The following is a 20,617-nucleotide window of genomic DNA, read 5'->3' as shown; positions in this document are numbered from 1 at the left end:
TTTATCTGCCCGGCAAAGCTCCTTTTTCATGTGCTTATCTTGTGCGTGTGCGTGTTAGGTGTTATACTGGGACTGATATATTTCGGAATTTTTCGCGTGTAGAAAGGGAAAACGATGGGGCAGTTTTTGATCGTGTCAAAGGTGGACAATCTGGCAGACTATTGTCAGATCGCGCAGTCTTATCAGGTGGGCTTTGAATACAATGACTTTTATGATCCGGTTGTGTTGTCAGACGAGGCAAGTCTTGACGGGATCTGGCAGCAGTATGATGCCTGTCAAAGACCTGCGGTCTGTACAATGCATGGTGCTTTTCTGGATGTGACGGTGTTCAGTACAGATCCGAAGATCCGGGAGGTTTCCGAGCTGCGGATGCTGCAGAGCATGCAGCAGGCAAGAAGAGGAAAGGTGGCAGGTGTGGTCTTCCATACCAATATCAATCCGTTTTTGGATGCCCCGTCTTATATACAGAATGCAGTTTCCATGACCGGGGATTATGTGGAAAAGCTGCTTTTGCAGTTTCCGGATCTGTCGATCTATATGGAAAATATGTTTGATGACAGCCCGGATATGCTAAGGATGCTCTCCGAGCGCCTTTACAAGTATCCGAACTACGGCGTCTGTCTGGATTATGCGCATGCGTCTCTTTCCCGGACAAAGATCGATACCTGGGTGGAAACACTGGCGCCTTATGTCAGGCATGTACATATCAACGATCATGACGGAAAGCATGATCTGCATCTTGCCGTTGGCAGCGGCGTGACAGACTGGAAAAAGTTTGCGGTATTTTACGAAAAATACTTCAGCAGTCTGACTGTGCTTATAGAGACAACCAGACCGGACTGGCAGAGGCAGTCCCTTGATTATCTGATACAGCTTGGAGTGAAATAATATGAAGAATCAGAATGCAGATGCATTATTGGAAAGCATCTTTTATTATATGAACCAGCTCTTTGAAAAAAGAGATTTTACAAGTACGATTGAGATCCTCACAAACCTGGGACGTACGCTTGTGCAGTCGGACAGAGCCTCTTTCTGGTTCTGGGACCGCAAATCGCACCAGTACTGGACGCTTGCCGCAGTCGGAAATGAGAGGATCGTTGTACCGGAAAATACCGGAATTGTCGGCGTCACAATGCAGGAAAACCGCCCGGTCGTACTGAATGAGCCTTATGAGGATTCCCGCTTTAATCCGGCAGTAGATATGGAAACGGGCTATCGCACAAAGTCGATCCTGTGCATTCCGGTCACAAGTGAGCACGGCGAAATGCTGGGTGCTTATCAGGCACTCAATAAGCAGGGAGAGGACGGCGACTGCGCCTTTGATGAGAAGGATGTCAAGAGACTGTCACTCGTTGCTGTTTTCGGTGCCAAGACACTGGAATCGTATCTGCTGCACAATAAAGCTTTTTTCGATCAGCTTACCGGACTGAAAAACAGAAGCGGGCTGTATGAGGCGTTCCACACACGGATCCTCTCCGGGCAGAAGAAGACGTATTCCATTGTCATGGGAGATATCGATTATTTTAAGAAAGTAAACGACACCTATGGACATAATGCGGGAGATGCGGTGCTTGGGCATGTGGCAGAAGTCCTGAAAGAAAGTGTCGGTCTGGATGATGAGACTGTCCGCTGGGGCGGCGAAGAATTTATCCTGCTTCTGTGCGGTAAAGACCGCGGGCAGGCAAGAGAAGTGGCAGAAGAGATCCGCCGGAAAATGCTGCAGGAGGTCTGTCGTTATGAAGGGCAGGAGATCCGGGTGACCATGTCGTTCGGCGTGGAAGAGATCGACGAGATGCTCTCTGTGGAAGAAAATGTCAGACGTGCGGATGAAAAGCTGTACGAGGCGAAAAAGACAGGAAGAAATAAAGTAATTTGATCGGAGGCCCTGGAAAGTGAAGGAATCGGTTTTTATCAGTTACAGTTCCAAAGACAGTAAAATAGTGGAAAAGATCGTTGCGATGCTGAAGGAAGCCGGTATCAGCTACTGGAAAGCACCGGAAATGATCCCGGCAGGCTCCAATTATGCCCGTGAAATCCCGCGTGCGATCGCGCAGTGTCAGGTATTTCTGCTCGTGATCTCCCCGTATTCCCAGGAATCCATCTGGGTGGAAAAGGAGATCGACTGTGCGATCAATGACAGAAAGACGATCGTTCCACTGAAGCTGACAGAGGATGACCTGAGCGATATGTTCCGTTTTTATCTGAATAATGTGCAGACGATCTCCTATGCAGAAAACCCGGAGCAGGCATTCAGAATGACGAGGGAACGGCTGAATACGCTGTTATCGCTGCAGGCAGATCAGGCAGACACGGCGGCAGAAAAGCAGGCTGATCAGTCCGAAAAGCAGGAGCAGAAGAAACCTGTCAGCAGACAGAAAAGACCGGTGCAGGAGGGGCTTGCTCCACATCTGAAGCAGGCAATGCGGGGGAACGCCCTGAAGATGAATAAGACCCCTGTGGTATGCGAAAACTGTGGGGGAGAGCTTGTCATGGTATCGCGCGGAACCTATAAGTGCAGAACGTGCGGCACATACTGCTATGACACCTATCAGACGATTCGTAATTTTCTGGATGAGAACGGGCCGAGCCAGATCACGACGATTGCAAGAGAAACCGGTATTCCCCGGAAAACGATCGAATATTTCCTCTGGGATGACAGACTGGAAGTACCGCTTGGATCGTCTTTCCGACTGAAATGTGAGAAATGCGGAATGCCGATCCGTTCCGGGCATTTATGTGAGGCGTGCAAGGAGCAGCAGAGAAAAGAGAAAAGCACCGATCAGAAATACCATTATTTCGGATCACCGGAGAGAAAAGGGTAATGAAGAAGAATATCTGGGTATTGTCCGGCAACAGAACAGTTTTGGTACAGGTACAGAGGCAGATCAATCAGGGCGGGGGTATGCGTGCGGTCTGTCTGCTTTCTGATGCGGCAGTAGAGAAAGCAATGGAGCATCTCGGCGGCGAAGATGCTGTGGAAATGCCGTCTCTTCTTCTGGTCGATTATGAAGATGGCAAAAAAAACGGTTTTACGTCACTTTCCCGCATCAAAAATGCGCCTGCCTTTGCAGGTATTCCGGTCTTTTTCCTTTGCGGGAGCAGAACACAGGAAAAGGATGAGGAATGCTATGAGCTTGGTGGGACGGTCGTTCTGGTGCTTCCGTTTTCCGATGCAGCACTGCTCCGTATGGAAAAGGCAGCATGGCAGCACGAAATGACCAGAAATTATGAAAAGCTTCTGCAGAAGCAGGCAGTAGAGCTTGCCACGGCAAAAGAGATCAAGCGGCTGAACGAACAGCTTGCAGCCAGAAATGAGCTGCTACATCAGGTCTTCGGCAAATATTTTTCCGATGAAGTGGTGCAGGTGATCCTGGAACATCCCGAGGGTGCGGCGATCGGTGGACAGAAGCGGTATCTTACCGTCATGATGGCGGATCTGCGCGGCTTTACTTCATTATCAGACAGACTCCCTGCGGAAGTTGTCATTGAAATGATCAACCGTTTTCTGGGGGAAATGACCGAGGTCATCCAGAGCTATCGCGGAACAGTCATTGAGTTTATCGGCGATGCGATTCTGGCAGTATTTGGTGCGCCACTGGCTTCGGAATGCCCACAGGCAGATGCCATTGCTGCAGCAATCTGTATGCAGAATAAAATGCACGATGTCAATGCTTTCAATCAGGGAAAGGGATATCCCGCGATCGAAATGGGAATCGGTATTCACGCAGGAGAGGTGTTTATCGGCAATATCGGTTCGGAAAGCCTGATGCGCTATAATGTGATCGGGCAGGCGGTTAATCTGTGCTCCCGTGTGGAAAGCTACAGCGTTGGCGGGCAGATTCTGGCATCGATGGAAACGCTCAGACCGATCGAGCAGATCGTTACCTTCCATCGCAGCTTTGAGATCGCCATGAAAGGGATCCGGGAGAAAATTCCGGTCTGTGAGATCGCGGGCATTGCAGGTACTTATGGCTGCAGTCTGGTGCAGGAGCAGGAAACTCCGATGACGCTTCTGGAGGACAGATGCATTCTCAGTATGTATGTGCTTTTGGATAAGCAGATACTGGGCAGTGCCATTGGGGCAAGCGTGCATGCTATTTCTGACAAAGAAATTGTATTGCAGATCCTGCCACAGGAAAATGCGGAATACCCCAATGTATTCACAGATGTGGAGCTGGTACTTGATACGCAGGAAAATGCATATGCCAAGATCGTGGAAGCGGAGGGTAACAGATACAGACTGCACTTTACGTTCCTTTCCAAAGATTTCTTGCAGCTTGTAACAAAAGAAAATGCAGACAAAGGATGAGATGTGGCATGGGAAAATATGTACTGGTACAGGAAAATATACCGCAAAACGGAATCAACCGCATCTATCTGGAAACGGAGAACAGCGTGTTGATCGTGGATGCGATCAGAGGATTTTGCTGGGAGCGTGAGCAGATGGAAACATTGCTCCAGACATTTGATAAAAAAGTGCTCCTGATCGTGAGCAGACTGACCGACTGCGTACATGTGTGGTGCAGGAGCCGGGCAGAGCAGATCAGAGCACTGGAATTTCTGGATGCCCTGTTTGCAGATTACGGAATGCTGCGCGGGGATGCGGTATATGCAGAGGGGGAAATGTCGCAGGTCATTCTGGATGTGAGCATGACCGAGCAGGGCACGACAGATCTTCTTTCTTATTTCATGGAACAGACAGATGCGTATTTTGCTAAAACTGCGGTTATCTATGCGGACAAAGAGGCGGCGCAGGAAGAACAGATCAGACAGCTTCCCGTTTACTGCAAGAAGCAGATCCCATGGGCGGTTGTCGAAACACTGGATATTGCAAAGCCGGGAGAAGAGATCTGTATCAAAACGCTGGAAAACGATACCGGATTGACGATACGGGCAGACGCGGATCTGCTGATCATGATCGGCTGTCTGGGCGAAGTGTACGAGATCACCAGACAAAAGTTTGAAAACAGCTATGAGAAAAGCGATGAGCAGCTTGATATTTTTTCGCAGCTTCTGGACTTTATCCCGGCAGTGGAGCTCCCGCGGACGGGAGAATATAAAACGATCGATGAACTGGCGTATCTGTGCACGCCAAAGCCGGGCGGTATTTATGCAAAACAGCTTCAGGTGCGCACAAAGGTATTCGGAAAGGGAAGAGAGGATTATTTTATTGGAAAGGCGGGAGATTATCTGGCAATTCGTTTAGATGATCTGCAGGATATGTACATCATCCGCCGGGAAGTATTTGAACGGACTTATGAACTGAAAACAGGAGAATAATATGGCAACCTATTTAATTGATTATGAAAACACAGGTGTCAAGGGTCTGCTCGGGATCGAACAACTGAAAGAAGATGATCTGATCATCATTTTCTATGGACCGAAAACAGGAGCAGTTCCGTTTGACGAGCATGTGAAGATCTGTCAGGCAGCTTCACAGGTAAAATATATCAAAACAACAAAAACGGCAAAGAACTATCTGGATTTCCAGCTGACGACCTACTTAGGCTATCTGGTCGGACAGACTGATGTAAAAGAATATTATGTGATCAGCAAGGACAGCGGCTATGACAGCGTGATCGATTTCTGGAAGAAGTGGGGCATCCGCATTGTCAGAAAGGAAAATATCGCGGGACAGAAAATAGCTGCAAAGACTGCGGCGGGAAAGGCAGCAGGTAAGCAGAAGACAACTGCTAAGGCGACAAAGCAGGCTTCCAGAACGACAGGCGGAAAGAACCAGACAGCGCAGCCTGATAAGCAGGAAATGCAGGAAAACAGTCAGGCAGAAAATCAGATCGTACAGGATGAGAAACAGGCTGGATTTGAGAATGCGCAAAATATAGATGCGGTAACCACACATACTGCGGACAATGTAGCAGATAACAACACAGCAGATAACAGTGAGACAGATAAAAATGAGGCTGCTTTCGTACAAAAGGAACAGGTGAAGGTTGCGGTGCAAAATGTAGATACCGCAGAGCAACCTGATCAAGAAGTTAGTACTGGACAACCAAAAACAAGGCAGGAAAACAGTCGGAAAACAGATAAAGAAATCGCCCAAGCAAGCGTTGCACCGGAAAAACCTGTCCGCACGAATGTACCGGAATCCGTGAAAAAGAAAGTGCGCCAGAAGCTGAAAGGCGAAAGCCTGCACGCGGGCGTATACAGACAGATCTATGGCTGTATGCTGCAGGCACAGGACAAGCAGACACTGAATATGGCACTTGTCAAAACCTTTAAACAGGAAAACGGCAATCACTTTTATAAGCTGATCCAGCCGGTGTTTACGGAGTGGCTTAAAGCACTGTAAAGATCAATGCAGGCAATATAGCACACGAAAGGTGCGTTATGCTATTGCGAACGCGGCTGAAATGGAGTAAAATTAATATGTTTGTGGTCTGTGCGGCAAAGAATGTGAACTGCCGGATGCGCAGATGCAGGATCTATAGGATCTTACAGGAAAAGATATAAGGAGTAAACTATCATGGATTTAGTAAATATCAGAGATTTATACCGGGAGCAGAAGGAATATCTGGAAAAGGAAGTTACGATCGGCGGATGGCTGAGAAGCAAACGTGACAGCAAGAGCTTTGGCTTCCTTGTGATCAATGACGGTACATTTTTTGAACCGCTGCAGGTTGTATATTCCGACCAGCTTTCCAATTTTGAAGCGATCAGCAAGTTAAATGTAGGTGCTGCCCTGATCGTAAAAGGCGTTGTAACACCGACACCACAGGCAAAGCAGCCGTTTGAGATCCAGGCAACAGAAGTTGTGATCGAAGGACAGTCCGCACCGGATTATCCACTGCAGAAAAAGAGACATACTTTTGAATATCTGCGTACGATCTCTCATCTGCGTCCGCGTACCAATACATTTGAAGCTGTATTCCGCGTTCGTTCCCTGATCGCATATGCGATCCACAAGTTCTTCCAGGAGCGCGATTTTGTCTATGTGCATACACCACTGATCACAGGCAGCGACTGTGAAGGTGCGGGAGAAATGTTCCAGGTTACGACAATGGATCTGGCAAACGTACCGAAAAAGGAAGACGGCAGTATTGATTATCAGCAGGATTTCTTCGGAAAACCGACCAACCTGACAGTCAGTGGCCAGTTAAATGGCGAAACGTATGCCATGGCATTTAAGAATATTTATACATTCGGACCGACTTTCCGTGCAGAAAATTCCAATACCACAAGACATGCGGCAGAATTCTGGATGATCGAGCCGGAGATCGCTTTTGCAGATCTGAAGGACGATATGGTACTGGCAGAAAGCATGATCAAATACATTATCAGCTATGTACTGGAAAATGCGCCGGAAGAAATGAATTTCTTCAATCAGTTTGTGGATAAAGGTCTGATCGAAAGACTGGAGCATGTCCTTCATTCAGAATTTGGTCATGTGACATACACAGAAGCCATAAAGATATTAGAGAAGCACAATGATGAATTTGATTATAAAGTATCCTGGGGTTGCGATCTGCAGACAGAGCATGAACGCTATCTGACAGAAAAAGAATTTGGCAGACCGGTATTTGTAACAGATTATCCGAAGGAGATCAAAGCTTTCTATATGAAACTGAACGAGGATGGCAAGACTGTTGCTGCCATGGACTGCCTTGTACCGGGTATCGGCGAGATTATCGGCGGAAGCCAGAGAGAGGACAACTACGAAGTCCTTCTGCAGAGAATGCAGGAATGCGGTCTGAAACCGGAAGATTACCAGTTCTATCTGGATCTGCGTAAATACGGTTCTGCAAGACATGCAGGCTTCGGACTTGGCTTTGAACGCTGCGTCATGTACCTGACAGGTATGGGCAATATCCGCGACGTCATCCCATTCCCACGAACTGTGAAAAATTGTGACTTGTAGTATATGTAGTAAGGAGGGACCCACGAAGTGGGAGGATGCCTTACTACCCTGTGCAGCCCCATTCGAGCGGAGCGAGAATTTGAAATGGCTGCACATCCCGTGAGAGGGACCCACGAAGTGGGAGGATGCCTTACTACCCTGTGCAGCCCCATTCGAGCGGAGCGAGAATTTGAAATGGCTGCACATCCCGTGAGAGGGACCCACGAAGTGGGAGGATGCCTTACTACCCTGTGCAGCCCCATTCGAGCGGAGCGAGAATTTGAAATGGCTGCACATCCCGTGAGAGGGACCCACGAAGTGGGAGGATGCCTTACTACCCTGTGCAGCCCCATTCGAGCGGAGCGAGAATTTGAAATGGCTGCACATCCCGTGAGAGGGACCCACGAAGTGGGAGGATGCCTGTTAAGAAAGTAAAGAAGAGGAGCTGCACATGAGCATAATCATTCCGGAGGGTTACAAATCCGCCCTCAACATCAAAGACACCGAAAAAGCGATCAAACGCGTCAAAGACTTCTTCCAGCGTGAGCTGATCACACAGCTTAACTTGAGCCGTGTATCCGCACCGCTGTTTGTAGATGCATCTTCCGGTCTGAATGACAACTTAAACGGCGTGGAACGCCCGGTTGCATTCGATCTGAAAGAACAGAAAAACAGAGAAATGGAGATCGTACATTCTCTGGCAAAGTGGAAACGTATGGCACTCGGACAGTATGGCTTTTCCGTCGGAGAAGGACTGTACACCGACATGAATGCGATCCGCAGAGATGAAGATACCGATAATATCCATTCCATTTATGTCGATCAGTGGGACTGGGAAAAGATCATTGCCAAAGAGGACAGAACCGAAGAAACACTGCGTGATACGGTAAAATCCGTATACGAAGCACTTCGTGTGACTGAAAAGTTTATGGCAAACGAATATGATTATATTGAATGCATCCTGCCTGAGGAGATCACCTTTGTGACAACACAGGAGCTGGAGGATCGTTACCCTGAGCTTACTGCAAAAGAGAGAGAAAACAAAGCTGCAAAGGAATACGGTGCAATCTTCCTTGAACAGATCGGAGATAAACTGACAAGCGGTAAGCCGCATGATGGCAGAGCACCTGACTATGATGACTGGAAGCTGAACGGTGATATCATCGTTTACTATCCGGTCCTGGATATGGCACTGGAATTATCTTCCATGGGTATCCGCGTAGATGAGGATTCCTTAAAGGAACAGCTGAAAAAGGCAGGCTGCGAAGAACGTATGGAGCTTCCGTTCCAGAAAGCACTTTTAAATAAAGAGCTTCCGTATACGATCGGCGGCGGAATCGGACAGTCCAGAATCTGCATGTTCTTCCTCAGAAAAGCACATCTGGGAGAGGTGCAGGCGTCTGTATGGCTTCCGGAAGATCTGCGGAAAGCAGAAGAAAAAGGCGTTGTATTCTTATAAGGCCGGCAGTTATCACAGGAACAGAAAACAGAACAGGCAGGTGGAATTATGAAGTTTTCCTTTACATCCAAAGCTGACAGATCGCAAAGAAAAGTAGATGGACGAAAGAAAAAAGCATGCTTCTGCCTGCTTTTTTTCTGTCTGCTGGCGGCATTTTTATACTGGCAGAACAATGGCTTGACGGTCACGGAATATGATATTGTAAATAAAGATTTGCCACAAAGCTTTAATGGGTGTACAATAGTGCAAATATCAGATTTGCACAATAAATCCTTTGGCAGGGAGCAGAAAAAACTTGTCCGCAGGATCAGGGCGTGTAAGCCGGACGTGATCGTGCTCACGGGAGATCTGGTAGACAGTAACCGCCCGGATGTCGATACGGCACTGGAGCTTGCTTCTGCCATAGCGGCTCTGGCTCCTGTCTATTTTGTGACCGGCAATCATGACAACTGGCTGTCCGCAGAGAATACGGATCGCCTGATGCAGGGACTTGAGAATGCAGGTGTTCATATATTAAAGGATGAAGTGCGTATCCTGACGATGGGTAAGCCAAAGGAAACGATTTATATGGCAGGGATCGATGATGCATCGCTTGCTTCTACGGCGGAATGTGATAAGGCGCTGCAAAAGCTGACAGCCCGGAAAAAGCCGGATGATTTTATGATCCTTCTGGCACATGAGCCGCAGAGGCTGGAACAATATGCAGCATACGGGATCAGTCTGGTGTTGAGCGGGCACGCGCACGGCGGACAGTTCCGCATTCCGTTCATCGGCGGATTTGTGGCACCGGATCAGGGCTTTCTGCCTGCTTATACAGAAGGAGTTTTTCACGAAAAAGATACGGATCTTGTGATCAGCCGGGGACTTGGAAACAGTGTGATACCGATCCGGCTTCTGAACAGACCGGAACTGGTAAAAGTGACTTTATATCAGAAAAATGAGAAATAGCAATAAAGAAAGGGAAAGGGAAACGTATATGAATTATGAACAGGCGCTGGATAAACTGACAAAATACGGACAACAGCACTTGCTGCATTTTTATGGGGAATTAAATGAGGAACAGAAACAGATGCTTCTCTCACAGATAGAGGCAACAGATTTTGAAGTGCTTTCTTCCATGGATGCCACACATAAAATGGAACGTGGTAAGATCGCGCCGCTGGCTGCCATGCAGCTTCCGGAAATTGAGAAAAAGAAGGAAGAATTTCGCAGAACCGGACTGGATGCGATCCGTGCTGATAAAGTCGGTGCGGTTTTACTTGCCGGTGGAATGGGGACAAGACTTGGCTCCGATGCACCGAAAGGTGTATACAATATCGGTGTGACGAAGGATCTGTATATTTTTGAATGCCTGATCCATAATCTGCTGCAGGTAACAACACAGGCAGAGCATATGATCTATTTATATGTGATGACAAGTGATAAAAACCATGATCAGACAGTGGCATTTTTTAAGGAACATCAGTATTTCGGATATCCGCAGGATCATATTTTCTTCTTTATGCAGGAGATGGCGCCTGCTGTAGATCATAACGGCAAAGTCTATCTGGAGGAAAAAGGCAAGATTGCGACTTCCCCAAACGGAAACGGCGGATGGTTTGTTTCCATGGCAAGAAGCGGTATTCTGGATCAGATTCGCAAAACGGGTATCGAATGGCTGAATGTATTTGCTGTAGATAACGTATTACAGAAGATCGCCGATCCGGTTTTTGTAGGAGCCTGTATCGAAGAACAGTGCAATGTAGGCGCCAAAGTGGTAGCTAAGGCTAATCCGGATGAAAAGGTCGGTGTGATGTGTCTGGAAGACGGTAAGCCGTCGATCATTGAATATTATGAGCTGACAGAAGAAATGCGGCAGGAAAAAAATGACAGGGGAGAATACGCCTATAATTACGGCGTGATCCTGAATTATCTGTTCCGTGTCAGCGAACTGGAACGTACGATGTCCCACAAGCTTCCGCATCATAAAGTAGAAAAGAAGATCGCACATATCGATGAGACAGGTACAAAGGTAAATCCGCAGGAGCCAAACGGCTATAAGTTTGAGCAGCTTGTGCTGGATATGATCCATGATATGGATAAGTGTCTGCCATTTGAGGTCGTGCGGGAGCATGAGTTTGCACCGATCAAGAACAAAGAAGGTGTGGACAGCGTGGACACAGCAAGGGCGCTGCTTGTCCAAAATGGGATACAGATATAAGTTTTGTAAGAAAATAAAGAAATGAACCAACAGACAACAGGAGGAAATGAAAATGGCAATTTTAGTGACAGGTGGAGCAGGTTTCATCGGAAGCCATACAGTTGTGGAACTGCAGAATGCCGGATATGACGTAGTTGTTGTGGACAATCTGGTCAATGCAAGCAAAGAATCTCTGCGCCGTGTAGAGGAGATCACAGGAAAACCGGTTACTTTTTATGAAGCGGACATTCTGGACAGAGAAGCGCTGGAAAAAGTATTTACAGAAAACGAGATCGAGTGTGTGATCCATTTCGCAGGACTGAAAGCAGTCGGAGAATCCGTACAGAAACCATGGCTGTACTATTACAATAATATTTCAGGTTCTCTGATCTTATTTGATGTTATGAGTAAGCATGGGGTAAAAAATATTATCTTCTCTTCTTCAGCAACCGTATACGGAAAACCGGAAAAAGTACCGGTAACGGAAGATTGCCCGAAGGGTGAGATCACCAATCCATACGGACAGACAAAGGGCATGTTGGAGCAGATCCTGACAGATATCCAGAAAGCGGATCCCGAGTGGAATGTGATCCTGCTTCGTTACTTCAATCCGATCGGTGCACATAAGAGCGGTAAGATCGGTGAAAATCCGAATGGTATTCCGAATAACCTGATGCCATATATCACTCAGGTTGCTGTCGGCAAACTGAAATGCCTTGGTGTATTTGGTGATGATTACGACACACCGGACGGAACAGGTGTGAGAGATTATATCCACGTTGTGGATCTGGCGATCGGTCATGTGAAAGCGATCGCAAAGATCAAAGAAAATCCGGGACTGAAGATCTATAATTTAGGAACCGGAAAAGGTTACAGCGTTCTGGATATTGTCAAGAATTTTGAAGCTGCGACCGGTATTAAAATCCCGTACGAGATCAAGCCGCGCCGCGCAGGAGACATTGCAACCAATTATGCAGATGCCTCCCTTGCAAAGAAAGAGCTTGGCTGGGTCGCTCAGCGTGATATCAAAGAAATGTGTGAAGATTCCTGGAGATGGCAGCGCATGAATCCAAACGGATTCGCTGATTAGGAAAGTCCGATCACATACTGGTACATAAAGATGAAATGACAGAAGCTTCCGCCCATGACGAACAGATGAAATATTTCATGAGAACCAAAATATTGATGTCTGGCGTTAAAAAGCGGGAGCTTTAATGCATATATGATCCCACCGACCGTATAGATAATTCCGCCTGCGAGCAGCCAGCCAAAGGCAGCAGAGGGCAGACGATGGACGATCGGACTGAATACAAAGACGCAGATCCATCCCATGGCGATATAGATCACGGATGAAAACCATTTCGGGCAAGTGATCCATAGGAACTTAATGCCAATTCCGATCAGTGCAAGCGACCAGACTGCGATCAGCAGCGGATAGCCTCTTTTCGGATCGAGGACGAGCAGACAGACCGGAGTATAGGAGCCTGCGATCAGGACGAAGATCATGGAATGGTCGATCTTGCGGAATATTTTGATTACAGCCGCCGGTAAATTAATGGAATGATAAGTGGCACTTGCGCCATATAATAAGATCATGCTGATGATGAAAACAAGCATGGCGAGCAGGCAGACAGAGCCGTAAGATGCAGCTTTTAACAATAACGGAACAGCTGCGCCGACTGCCATAACCATGGCGATAAAATGTGTCAATGCACTTCCGGGTTCTCGTAATGTGATTTGCATAATAACAACCTCCTCAACACGTAGTTTTGAAAACTACTTACTACAATACAAATACTACATCAAGTATATGCAAAAGTCAACAGATTGATACAGACGATCTGAGACAAAAACCGGCAGAATGTACGGCAGAAAAGGAGAATTTCTATGTTTCGAATGTGGGCAAAGATTTGGAAAAACAATCATATGATCAAAGATACCGTTGTGGAGGATGCTTCTGATGCGGGCAGAACCCAGAAAGTGTTCCATGCAATGGATGAGATCATTTATACCTTTGATCTCGGAAAACCGATCTGGCTGGACAAAACGGTCAAGGAGTTTCAGGATCACAGCAGAGCCCGTTTTTACCAGGATAATTTTATTGAATCTATAGATTTCGACTATCTGGAGATCCAGATGATTGAGGAAGACTGATCTTTGAAATCTATTTCTTAAATATTAGTAAAATTCCACAAAAAATTAAAAAATGTGATATAATATATGTCATGAATTGCTAAATTCATGATGTAGCCCCGAGCCTTGTCGCATGTTTGCGAAGCAAATGTGCGATCAAATAAAAATGCGAGGGGTTCCCGAATGTCGTGATTTGACAAAATCACGATGCAGCAGGGATGTAGTAAAAAGGAAAGTTGGGGAATTTATGGAATTTGTACCAAATACGAGAAATGACATTGACAGCTGGAAGGAAGTCCAGCTTGTATATAATTCTGCGCTGAAGGAGATCGGGACAAAGCTGGAGATCTTAAATGATGAGTTCCAGCATGTGCACCAGTACAATCCGATCGAACATATCAAATCGCGTATCAAATCACCGGAAAGTATTGTCAAGAAGCTGAAAAAGCATGGCTATGAATCCAGCATCCAGAATATGGTAAAGTATGTCAATGATATTGCGGGAATCCGTGTTATCTGCTCTTTTACATCCGATATTTACAGGATTGCGGAAATGCTGATCAACCAGAATGACATCCGCGTGCTTTCCGTGAAGGACTATATTCTGAATCCGAAGCCGAGCGGATATAAGAGCTATCATCTGATCGTGACAGTACCGATCTTCTTATCGGATCGTATTGTGGATGCCAAGGTAGAGATCCAGATCAGAACGGTTGCGATGGATTTCTGGGCGAGTCTGGAGCATAAGATCCATTACAAATTTGAAGGCAATGCACCGGAGCATATTAAGAAAGAACTGGTGGAATGTGCCATGATGGTATCGGATCTGGATGCCAGAATGCTTTCCCTGAATGAGGAAGTACAGGAACTGATCGCCAAACAGAAGGCGGAGGAAGCGGCGAAAACAGAAGCTGCCAAAGCAGAGTCTGCTAAAACAGAAGAAGCGATTGTATAAAGGAATATATAAAAGAAAAGTGTTGCCAAATGGCAGCACTTTTTTGCTCTATAGGGCTACGAAATCCTTCCGGCAAAATAAAAAGTCCCCATAAAATGAGGAGTGCCGCGAAACCTTTCGGCCCCGCGGCTATTATGAAAAAATTTATCTTTCGGTAGATGTCTTTTGATGATAAAGAATTGTTTCCTTTGATTTAAGAAAAGTATACCAATCAAATATGAACAAATTATGAACGGCATATGAAATATAAGTGAATTTACACAAAGCATAAAAATGATGTATGTAAAATCTATGCAAAATGCACAAAAAATGTGCAACCACAATACGACCGGCGAGTGTTGTAAAAGGGCGAAAACAATGCTAAAATAGTAGTGAATCAGAGTTATTGCATCAAAAGAATACATTGGAGATGCGATTTTGCGAATGAGGTCTTAGTAATTAATTACGCATAAGTGCACGGATAATCAGGATGACGGAGGGTAAGCATGGATAATTTTATGGACAGGCTGACGAAGCGGTTTAATGCCGGTGAACTCATACAGGCAAACGGCGAAGCGGAAGCACGCGAAAACGAGAGACTGCGGAAACAGACTGCGGAATATGAAAAAATGATGCAGGAGATCCGGCGTCTGAATTTAAAAACAGTTGAAGTTTCCGAGCAGGTATCCCAGATGCTTTCCTGTGGGATCGAGCAGCTGGAAGAGTATGAGGCAAAACTTCATGCACTTGTGACGGAGGAAGCAGAAAATGATACGGAAGCCGCAGATGCACAGCAGCTGAATCTGGTGGTAACGCAGGAACTTGCGGAGCAGAAAAAGGCTCTGGATCTGCAGATTGCGGGAATGCAGGAGCTGATGGATGCACAACTGAAAAACATGCGGGACAGCATGGGCGTGCAGCTTTCCGATGCAGATGACAAGCTCGCAGGTATGAGTGACCGACTTTCCGATGTAGATGAGAAAATCACCGGTTTTGACGACCGACTTTCCGGTGTGGATGATAAGCTTACGGGCGTAGGCGACAGGATTTCGGTTGTAGATGAGAAACTCACGGGTGTTGACGGACAGATTTCCGCGGCGGTAGAGAAGCTTCTTGCAGAAAATGCACAGAGCCTAGCAATGCTCAGGGAGTGGGATGAGCAGAAGCAACAAGGCAATCAGACAGAAACGCTTGATACGGTCAGAGCAGTAGAGGAAAAGCTGGAACAGCTTTCCGGGAATATCGCAGATAATGCCATCAGACAGCACAGCCTTCTGCAGGATATGGCGGTCAATACGGAAAATGCATTGCAGGATCTGACACGGACAACAGAGGATGCGCTCCAGAATCTGCAAAATAAACTGGAACAGCAAAAGCCGGCAGACAATGCAGAGTTGATCGAAGCGACCAGTCAGATCAAGGAAATGATCGTCAACATCCGGTTATATCTGGATGATGTGCAGAAGCACATTGAAGACTATGTGCATAAAGAAGATGTTAAGGTATATCGAAATGTACAGGCTGTATTGATGGAGCAGCTCAGTAATAAAACAAGAGATTTGAACGATCATATGGATTCGCTTGAAAAATCCGTACAGAAAAGTAAAGGAACAAAGCCTCTGCTCGTATTTGCGATCCTGCTTTCAGCAGCGTCTCTTACGATCCAGATCCTGCAGATGCTGGGAATTTTATAATGGCTAAAATAGATTTTAAACCGGGTAATATGCTGTATCCGCTGCCTGCAGTACTTGTGACTGTGGCAGATAAGCAGGGAAAACCGAATATTTTTACAGTTGCCTGGGCGGGAACGGTCTGCACCAATCCGCCTATGGTAAGCATTTCCGTGAGAAAAGAACGTTTCTCACACGCGATGCTTTTGGAAACAGGAGAATTTGTTATCAATCTGACTACAGAGAAACTGGCATATGCGACCGATTATTGCGGTGTCAGGAGTGGCAGGGATGTGAACAAATGTAAAGAACTGGGATTGCATCTGATCCCCGGAAAGGAAGTAAAAGTACCGCGCCTTTCGGAAAGCCCGGTCAACATTGAATGCCGTGTCACAGAAGTAAAAGAGCTTGGCTCCCATGATATGTTCCTTGCCGAGGTAGTAGCGGTCAGCGTGGATGATGCCTATATGGATGAGAAGAATTCCTTCCATCTGGAGCAGGCGGATCCGATCGTCTATTCGCATGGCACGTATTATGCCATGGGAAAAGAACTGGGACGTTTTGGTTACAGTGTGAGAAAAAAGTCTTGACGAAGCAGATGAAAATCAGTATGATGATGACAAGAACAAAATAAAGCACAAGATAATTACTATAATAGAATAAACAGTAATTGCCACGAAGACGTAGCATCAGGATTTTTCCTGATGCTATTTTTTGTTAGCGGGAAGAAAACCAAGCACATGCGGAGGAAGGAAACGCTTATGGATACGATCGACAAAAACATTTCGATTAATTTAAGAAAGATCCGGAAAGAACAGAATATGAGTCTGGATATGCTTTCGGAGCGGACACTTGTCAGCAAGAGTATGCTCGGGCAGATTGAAAGAGGCGAATCCAATCCGACGATCACGACGGTTGCCAAAATCTGCGAAGGACTGAAGATCGGTATAGAAGATCTGCTTTACCGGGAAAAAGATCCGATCTCACTTGTGAAAAAGGATCAATGCCGCGTGACAAGAAGCGCACAGAGCCGCTATGCGGTCAGACTTGTTTTTCCGTTTGACAAAGACCGGAATTTTGAAATTTATACGATCAGTATTGAACCGGGAGCACAAATGCAGCTTCCGTCACATGGAGCGCATACGACGGAATATGTTACGGTCACACAGGGTACACTGATACTGCACCATGAAAATAAAGAACTGGAGCTGACCAGCGGAGACTCTGCATGCCTGTGTGCGGGCGGAGAATATACATGGAAGAATATGGGAGACGGACAGGCGCAGATGAGCGTTGTTATGACGGTGTCCTGACTTTACAATTAAACAAATAGCTGATAAAATAGACCTGTTATGAAAATTACGAAATACTACAGACATGTGAAAACCACATATTGGAAGACGGCTTTTCTGATCGCATTAGCAGGTCTTTTTTTGTTGCCTTCTTATACAAAGGTAGAAAAGACGGGAAATAATGTCTTTGAGATCACTTTGAATGGAGAGCAGGTCGGAATTGTTTCAGATACAAAAGAGGCGGAATCCCTCTTATGGCAGGCGAGGAAAGAAATCGCCCGGAGCGAAGATACACTGTTTTTGACAGATGCGGAGCTTTCCGTGACAGGACATGAAGCATATTTTGCCCGGTTTACGGGTGAGGATGAGATCGTTGCGAATATGAAAGAGGTGCTGACAGCATCCCAGATCAAGACGATCCAGCCGGCATTTACGATCAAGATCAATCAGCTTATGATCAATTTATCCAGTGTGCAGGAGGTTTCGGAAGCCCTGCAGGCTGCGCTTGACCAGTATCAGGAAGGGCAGCAGTTTGTTGCACAGCTCGGTCCGGATCAGACGAGAGAACTGAATGTACTGACAGTAGAGGCAAAGAGCGCGGTAGAGAAAAAAGCAGAAGAGGCTGAAGAACAGGACAGACCATTGATGGCAGGCTGTGCAAAGGCACTTGCCGATATGGTAAAAGATACACAGGCAGCAAAAGAACTGACCTTTGATGACTTCGATTACGGCCTGACCCGGCTTTCCTATGCGGATAATGTGGAGATCGTAGAATCCTATCTCCCGACAGATCAGATCCAGTCGCTGGCAGATGCGAAGGATCTTCTGACAAAAGAGCAGGATCAGCAGCAGATCTATGAGGTACAGCAAGGAGATACTCTTTCCGAGATTGCGATAAACTGTAATATCCCGCTGGACAAGATGATCGAGCTTAATGACAGCCTTGAGGATGAGAATTCCATGATCCGTGTCGGAGAAGAACTGGTGATCACTTCGCCGGAGCCGGCGCTTTCCATTGACAGGCAGGAAGAAGTTTATTACGAAGAAGATTATGAAGCGGATATCCAGTATGTTTACAATGACGATTGGTACACGACAGATACACAGGTTCTGCAGCAGCCATCTGCCGGCCATCGAAAAGTGGCGGCGCTGAAGTCTTACCATAATAAAAAGGAAACAGAGACGGAAATCTTAAAAGAAGAAGTCACAGTCGCCGCGGTTCCGAAGATCATTGAAAAAGGAACGAAGATTCCGCCGACTTATATCAAACCGATCTCCGGAGGTCGCTTATCTTCCCAGTTTGGCAGAAGAAAAGCCCCGACTAGAGGTGCTTCCACATACCATAAGGGAATTGACTGGGCAACACCGGTTGGCACCAAGGTTGTGGCATCCAGCGCAGGAACGGTTGTCAGAGCAGGCTGGGGAAGCGGTTATGGCTATGTAGTTTATATCAATCATGCGGATGGCAGACAGACAAGATACGGGCATCTGAGCAAGGTACTTGTACGCGTGGGAGATCAGGTTTCGCAGGGGCAGAAGATCGCGCTGTCCGGTAATACCGGCAGAAGTACAGGAGCGCATCTGCATTTTGAAATTCTGATCGGTGGTGCGCAGGTAAATCCGCTGAATTATTTAAACTAAGCAATTTTCTCCAATTTATGGAAGCGAATGCAATGGATTTACCGAATTTTGCGGGTAGAAATGCGTAAATCTGTATCAAAATAGACAATTTACAAACCTATATATTGTGTTATATAATTAGTAGATAAACAGGATACACTAAATTTGAGGTGTGACATGGAACAATATGTAATCAAAGGTGGAAATCCGCTGGTTGGCGAGGTGGAGATCGGCGGTGCGAAAAATGCGGCGCTGGCGATTCTGGCAGCAGCAACGATGACGGATGAGACCGTTACGATAGAAAATTTACCGGATGTCAGAGATACGAATGTGCTGATGCAGGCGATGGAAGAGATCGGTGTGCATATTGACAGGATCGACAGACATACCGTCAAGATCAACGCAGGCAATATCAATGACCTGGTTGTAGATAATGAATATATCAAAAAGATCAGAGCTTCTTACTATTTGCTGGGAGCTCTGCTCGGTAAATATAAAAAAGCAGAAGTGGCGCTTCCGGGCGGCTGTAATATCGGCAGCAGACCGATCGACCAGCATTTAAAAGGATTCCGCGCACTGGGCGCCAAGGCAGATATTTCGCACGGTCATATCTGTGTAGAGACAGAAAAGCTTGTCGGCAATCATATTTATATGGATGTGGTCACGGTAGGTGCAACCATCAACATCATTATGGCAGCAGCACTTGCCGAAGGGCAGACGATCATTGAAAATGCTGCGAAGGAGCCGCACGTAGTTGATGTGGCAAACTTCTTAAACAGCATGGGAGCCAATATCAAAGGCGCAGGAACGGATGTCATCCGTATCCGCGGCGTGGAAAAGCTTCATAAAACAGAATATTCCGTTATTCCGGATCAGATCGAAGCAGGAACATTCATGTTTGCTGCAGCAGCCACAAAGGGTGATGTGACAGTCAAAAATGTCATTCCGAAGCATCTGGAATCCATCAGTGCGAAGCTGATCGAGATCGGCTGTGAGATCAAAGAGTCTGACGATGCGGTTCGTGTGGTATCTTCCAAGCCACTGACCCATACCCATGTCAAGACACTTGCCTATCCCGGCTTCCCGACCGATATGCAGCCACAGATCGCTGTGACGCTGGCGCTTTCGGAAGGAACCAGTATCGTAACGGAAAGCATTTTTGAAAATCGTTTCCGTTATGTGGACGAGCTGACAAAGATGGGAGCCAACATCAAGGTAGAAGGCAACACAGCCATTATTGAAGGCGTTAAGAAATACACCGGAGCCCATATCGATGCACCGGATCTCCGTGCGGGCGCGGCGCTTGTGATCGCAGGTCTTGCGGCGGAAGGCATCACGGTTGTGGATGATATCCTGTATATAGAGCGTGGATATGAAGATTTCGATGCCAAGCTCAGAGGACTTGGAGCGCAGATCGAAAAAGCGACCGATGAGAATGAAGTACAGAAGTTGAAACTGAAGATTGGATGATACAA

19 protein-coding genes are annotated in these 20,617 nt (G+C 46.6%); 18 read left to right on the top strand and 1 reads right to left on the bottom strand.

The features are described 5' to 3' along the window. The first annotated feature begins 132 nt into the window (after positions 1-132). From KQI22_RS09800 to galE, 11 genes are all read left to right on the top strand, one after another. On the top strand, positions 133-888 hold the full coding sequence (locus KQI22_RS09800) for a sugar phosphate isomerase/epimerase family protein (RefSeq protein ID WP_330623339.1): 756 nt from the start codon (positions 133-135) through the stop codon (positions 886-888). A gap of 1 nt (position 889) precedes the next feature. Next, positions 890-1,876, top strand: a complete 987-nt coding sequence (locus KQI22_RS09795) for a sensor domain-containing diguanylate cyclase (protein ID WP_216551895.1) — start codon at positions 890-892, stop codon at positions 1,874-1,876. A 16-nt stretch (positions 1,877-1,892) separates the two neighbouring features. Beyond that, positions 1,893-2,822 carry a TIR domain-containing protein gene (locus KQI22_RS09790; protein ID WP_216551894.1) on the top strand — a complete coding sequence of 310 codons (930 nt, stop codon included), beginning with the start codon at positions 1,893-1,895 and terminating at the stop codon, positions 2,820-2,822. Next, positions 2,822-4,309, top strand: coding sequence for an adenylate/guanylate cyclase domain-containing protein (locus KQI22_RS09785; protein ID WP_216551893.1), 1,488 nt, complete (start codon positions 2,822-2,824; stop codon positions 4,307-4,309). Before KQI22_RS09790 ends, KQI22_RS09785 begins: the two co-directional genes overlap by 1 nt. A gap of 8 nt (positions 4,310-4,317) precedes the next feature. After that, the gene (locus KQI22_RS09780) at positions 4,318-5,280 is read left to right on the top strand and encodes a hypothetical protein (protein WP_216551892.1); all 963 of its coding nucleotides are present in this window, start codon (positions 4,318-4,320) and stop codon (positions 5,278-5,280) included. 1 nt (position 5,281) lies between these two features. Continuing rightward, entirely contained in the window at positions 5,282-6,310 is a 1,029-nt protein-coding gene (locus KQI22_RS09775; protein ID WP_216551891.1) for a PIN domain-containing protein, read from the top strand. A gap of 174 nt (positions 6,311-6,484) precedes the next feature. Next, the gene (gene asnS / locus KQI22_RS09770) at positions 6,485-7,876 is read left to right on the top strand and encodes an asparagine--tRNA ligase (RefSeq protein WP_216551890.1); all 1,392 of its coding nucleotides are present in this window, start codon (positions 6,485-6,487) and stop codon (positions 7,874-7,876) included. A 430-nt stretch (positions 7,877-8,306) separates the two neighbouring features. Then, positions 8,307-9,314 carry an aspartate--ammonia ligase gene (gene asnA / locus KQI22_RS09765; RefSeq protein ID WP_216551889.1) on the top strand — a complete coding sequence of 336 codons (1,008 nt, stop codon included), beginning with the start codon at positions 8,307-8,309 and terminating at the stop codon, positions 9,312-9,314. A gap of 48 nt (positions 9,315-9,362) precedes the next feature. After that, positions 9,363-10,262 (top strand): metallophosphoesterase, encoded by a 900-nt coding sequence (locus KQI22_RS09760; RefSeq protein WP_216551888.1) that lies wholly within the window; start codon positions 9,363-9,365, stop codon positions 10,260-10,262. A gap of 28 nt (positions 10,263-10,290) precedes the next feature. Continuing rightward, a complete protein-coding gene (locus tag KQI22_RS09755; protein WP_216551887.1) occupies positions 10,291-11,514 on the top strand; it encodes a UTP--glucose-1-phosphate uridylyltransferase in 1,224 nt (407 codons plus the stop codon). A gap of 52 nt (positions 11,515-11,566) precedes the next feature. Continuing rightward, the gene (gene galE, locus KQI22_RS09750; protein WP_216551886.1) at positions 11,567-12,583 is read left to right on the top strand and encodes a UDP-glucose 4-epimerase GalE; all 1,017 of its coding nucleotides are present in this window, start codon (positions 11,567-11,569) and stop codon (positions 12,581-12,583) included. On the opposite strand, the gene trhA is transcribed toward galE, so the two are convergent. Beyond that, on the bottom strand, positions 12,580-13,236 hold the full coding sequence (trhA, locus tag KQI22_RS09745; protein ID WP_216551885.1) for a PAQR family membrane homeostasis protein TrhA: 657 nt from the start codon (positions 13,234-13,236) through the stop codon (positions 12,580-12,582). The genes galE and trhA overlap by 4 nt on opposite strands. A gap of 144 nt (positions 13,237-13,380) precedes the next feature. Here trhA and KQI22_RS09740 point away from each other — a divergent pair, with 144 nt between their 5' ends. From KQI22_RS09740 to KQI22_RS09710, 7 genes are all read left to right on the top strand, one after another. Beyond that, complete coding sequence (locus KQI22_RS09740) at positions 13,381-13,647, top strand: hypothetical protein (protein WP_216551884.1); 267 nt, start codon at positions 13,381-13,383, stop codon at positions 13,645-13,647. A 226-nt stretch (positions 13,648-13,873) separates the two neighbouring features. Then, complete coding sequence (locus KQI22_RS09735) at positions 13,874-14,581, top strand: GTP pyrophosphokinase (protein ID WP_216551883.1); 708 nt, start codon at positions 13,874-13,876, stop codon at positions 14,579-14,581. Positions 14,582-15,066: 485 nt separating this feature from the next. Further along, on the top strand, positions 15,067-16,254 hold the full coding sequence (locus tag KQI22_RS09730; RefSeq protein WP_216551882.1) for a hypothetical protein: 1,188 nt from the start codon (positions 15,067-15,069) through the stop codon (positions 16,252-16,254). After that, the gene (locus KQI22_RS09725) at positions 16,254-16,820 is read left to right on the top strand and encodes a flavin reductase family protein (protein WP_216551881.1); all 567 of its coding nucleotides are present in this window, start codon (positions 16,254-16,256) and stop codon (positions 16,818-16,820) included. Before KQI22_RS09730 ends, KQI22_RS09725 begins: the two co-directional genes overlap by 1 nt. A 171-nt stretch (positions 16,821-16,991) precedes the next feature. Then, positions 16,992-17,543, top strand: coding sequence for a helix-turn-helix domain-containing protein (locus KQI22_RS09720; protein WP_216551880.1), 552 nt, complete (start codon positions 16,992-16,994; stop codon positions 17,541-17,543). A 39-nt stretch (positions 17,544-17,582) separates the two neighbouring features. Further along, positions 17,583-19,163, top strand: coding sequence for a M23 family metallopeptidase (locus KQI22_RS09715; protein WP_216551879.1), 1,581 nt, complete (start codon positions 17,583-17,585; stop codon positions 19,161-19,163). Between the two features lie 156 nt (positions 19,164-19,319). Continuing rightward, on the top strand, positions 19,320-20,612 hold the full coding sequence (locus KQI22_RS09710) for a UDP-N-acetylglucosamine 1-carboxyvinyltransferase (protein ID WP_216551878.1): 1,293 nt from the start codon (positions 19,320-19,322) through the stop codon (positions 20,610-20,612). The last annotated feature ends 5 nt before the right edge of the window (positions 20,613-20,617 follow it).

Source organism: Kineothrix sp. MSJ-39 (assembly GCF_018917935.1).
Lineage (GTDB): Bacteria > Bacillota > Clostridia > Lachnospirales > Lachnospiraceae > CAG-194.
This window is presented reverse-complemented; position numbering and strand designations above follow the sequence as displayed.

What these genes read in the sequence shown, in the direction of transcription:
- galE (WP_216551886.1), top strand. Translation starts at nt 11,567, where the DNA reads ATGGCAATTTTAGTGACAGGTGGAGCAGGTTTCATCGGAAGCCATACA.
- KQI22_RS09740 (WP_216551884.1), top strand. Translation starts at nt 13,381, where the DNA reads ATGTTTCGAATGTGGGCAAAGATTTGGAAAAACAATCATATGATCAAA.
- KQI22_RS09720 (WP_216551880.1), top strand. Translation starts at nt 16,992, where the DNA reads ATGGATACGATCGACAAAAACATTTCGATTAATTTAAGAAAGATCCGG.
- asnS (WP_216551890.1), top strand. Translation starts at nt 6,485, where the DNA reads ATGGATTTAGTAAATATCAGAGATTTATACCGGGAGCAGAAGGAATAT.
- asnA (WP_216551889.1), top strand. Translation starts at nt 8,307, where the DNA reads ATGAGCATAATCATTCCGGAGGGTTACAAATCCGCCCTCAACATCAAA.
- KQI22_RS09755 (WP_216551887.1), top strand. Translation starts at nt 10,291, where the DNA reads ATGAATTATGAACAGGCGCTGGATAAACTGACAAAATACGGACAACAG.
- KQI22_RS09725 (WP_216551881.1), top strand. Translation starts at nt 16,254, where the DNA reads ATGGCTAAAATAGATTTTAAACCGGGTAATATGCTGTATCCGCTGCCT.
- KQI22_RS09780 (WP_216551892.1), top strand. Translation starts at nt 4,318, where the DNA reads ATGGGAAAATATGTACTGGTACAGGAAAATATACCGCAAAACGGAATC.
- KQI22_RS09785 (WP_216551893.1), top strand. Translation starts at nt 2,822, where the DNA reads ATGAAGAAGAATATCTGGGTATTGTCCGGCAACAGAACAGTTTTGGTA.
- KQI22_RS09775 (WP_216551891.1), top strand. Translation starts at nt 5,282, where the DNA reads ATGGCAACCTATTTAATTGATTATGAAAACACAGGTGTCAAGGGTCTG.
- KQI22_RS09795 (WP_216551895.1), top strand. Translation starts at nt 890, where the DNA reads ATGAAGAATCAGAATGCAGATGCATTATTGGAAAGCATCTTTTATTAT.
- KQI22_RS09715 (WP_216551879.1), top strand. Translation starts at nt 17,583, where the DNA reads ATGAAAATTACGAAATACTACAGACATGTGAAAACCACATATTGGAAG.
- KQI22_RS09760 (WP_216551888.1), top strand. Translation starts at nt 9,363, where the DNA reads ATGAAGTTTTCCTTTACATCCAAAGCTGACAGATCGCAAAGAAAAGTA.
- KQI22_RS09730 (WP_216551882.1), top strand. Translation starts at nt 15,067, where the DNA reads ATGGATAATTTTATGGACAGGCTGACGAAGCGGTTTAATGCCGGTGAA.
- KQI22_RS09710 (WP_216551878.1), top strand. Translation starts at nt 19,320, where the DNA reads ATGGAACAATATGTAATCAAAGGTGGAAATCCGCTGGTTGGCGAGGTG.
- KQI22_RS09735 (WP_216551883.1), top strand. Translation starts at nt 13,874, where the DNA reads ATGGAATTTGTACCAAATACGAGAAATGACATTGACAGCTGGAAGGAA.
- trhA (WP_216551885.1), bottom strand. Translation starts at nt 13,236, where the DNA reads ATGCAAATCACATTACGAGAACCCGGAAGTGCATTGACACATTTTATC.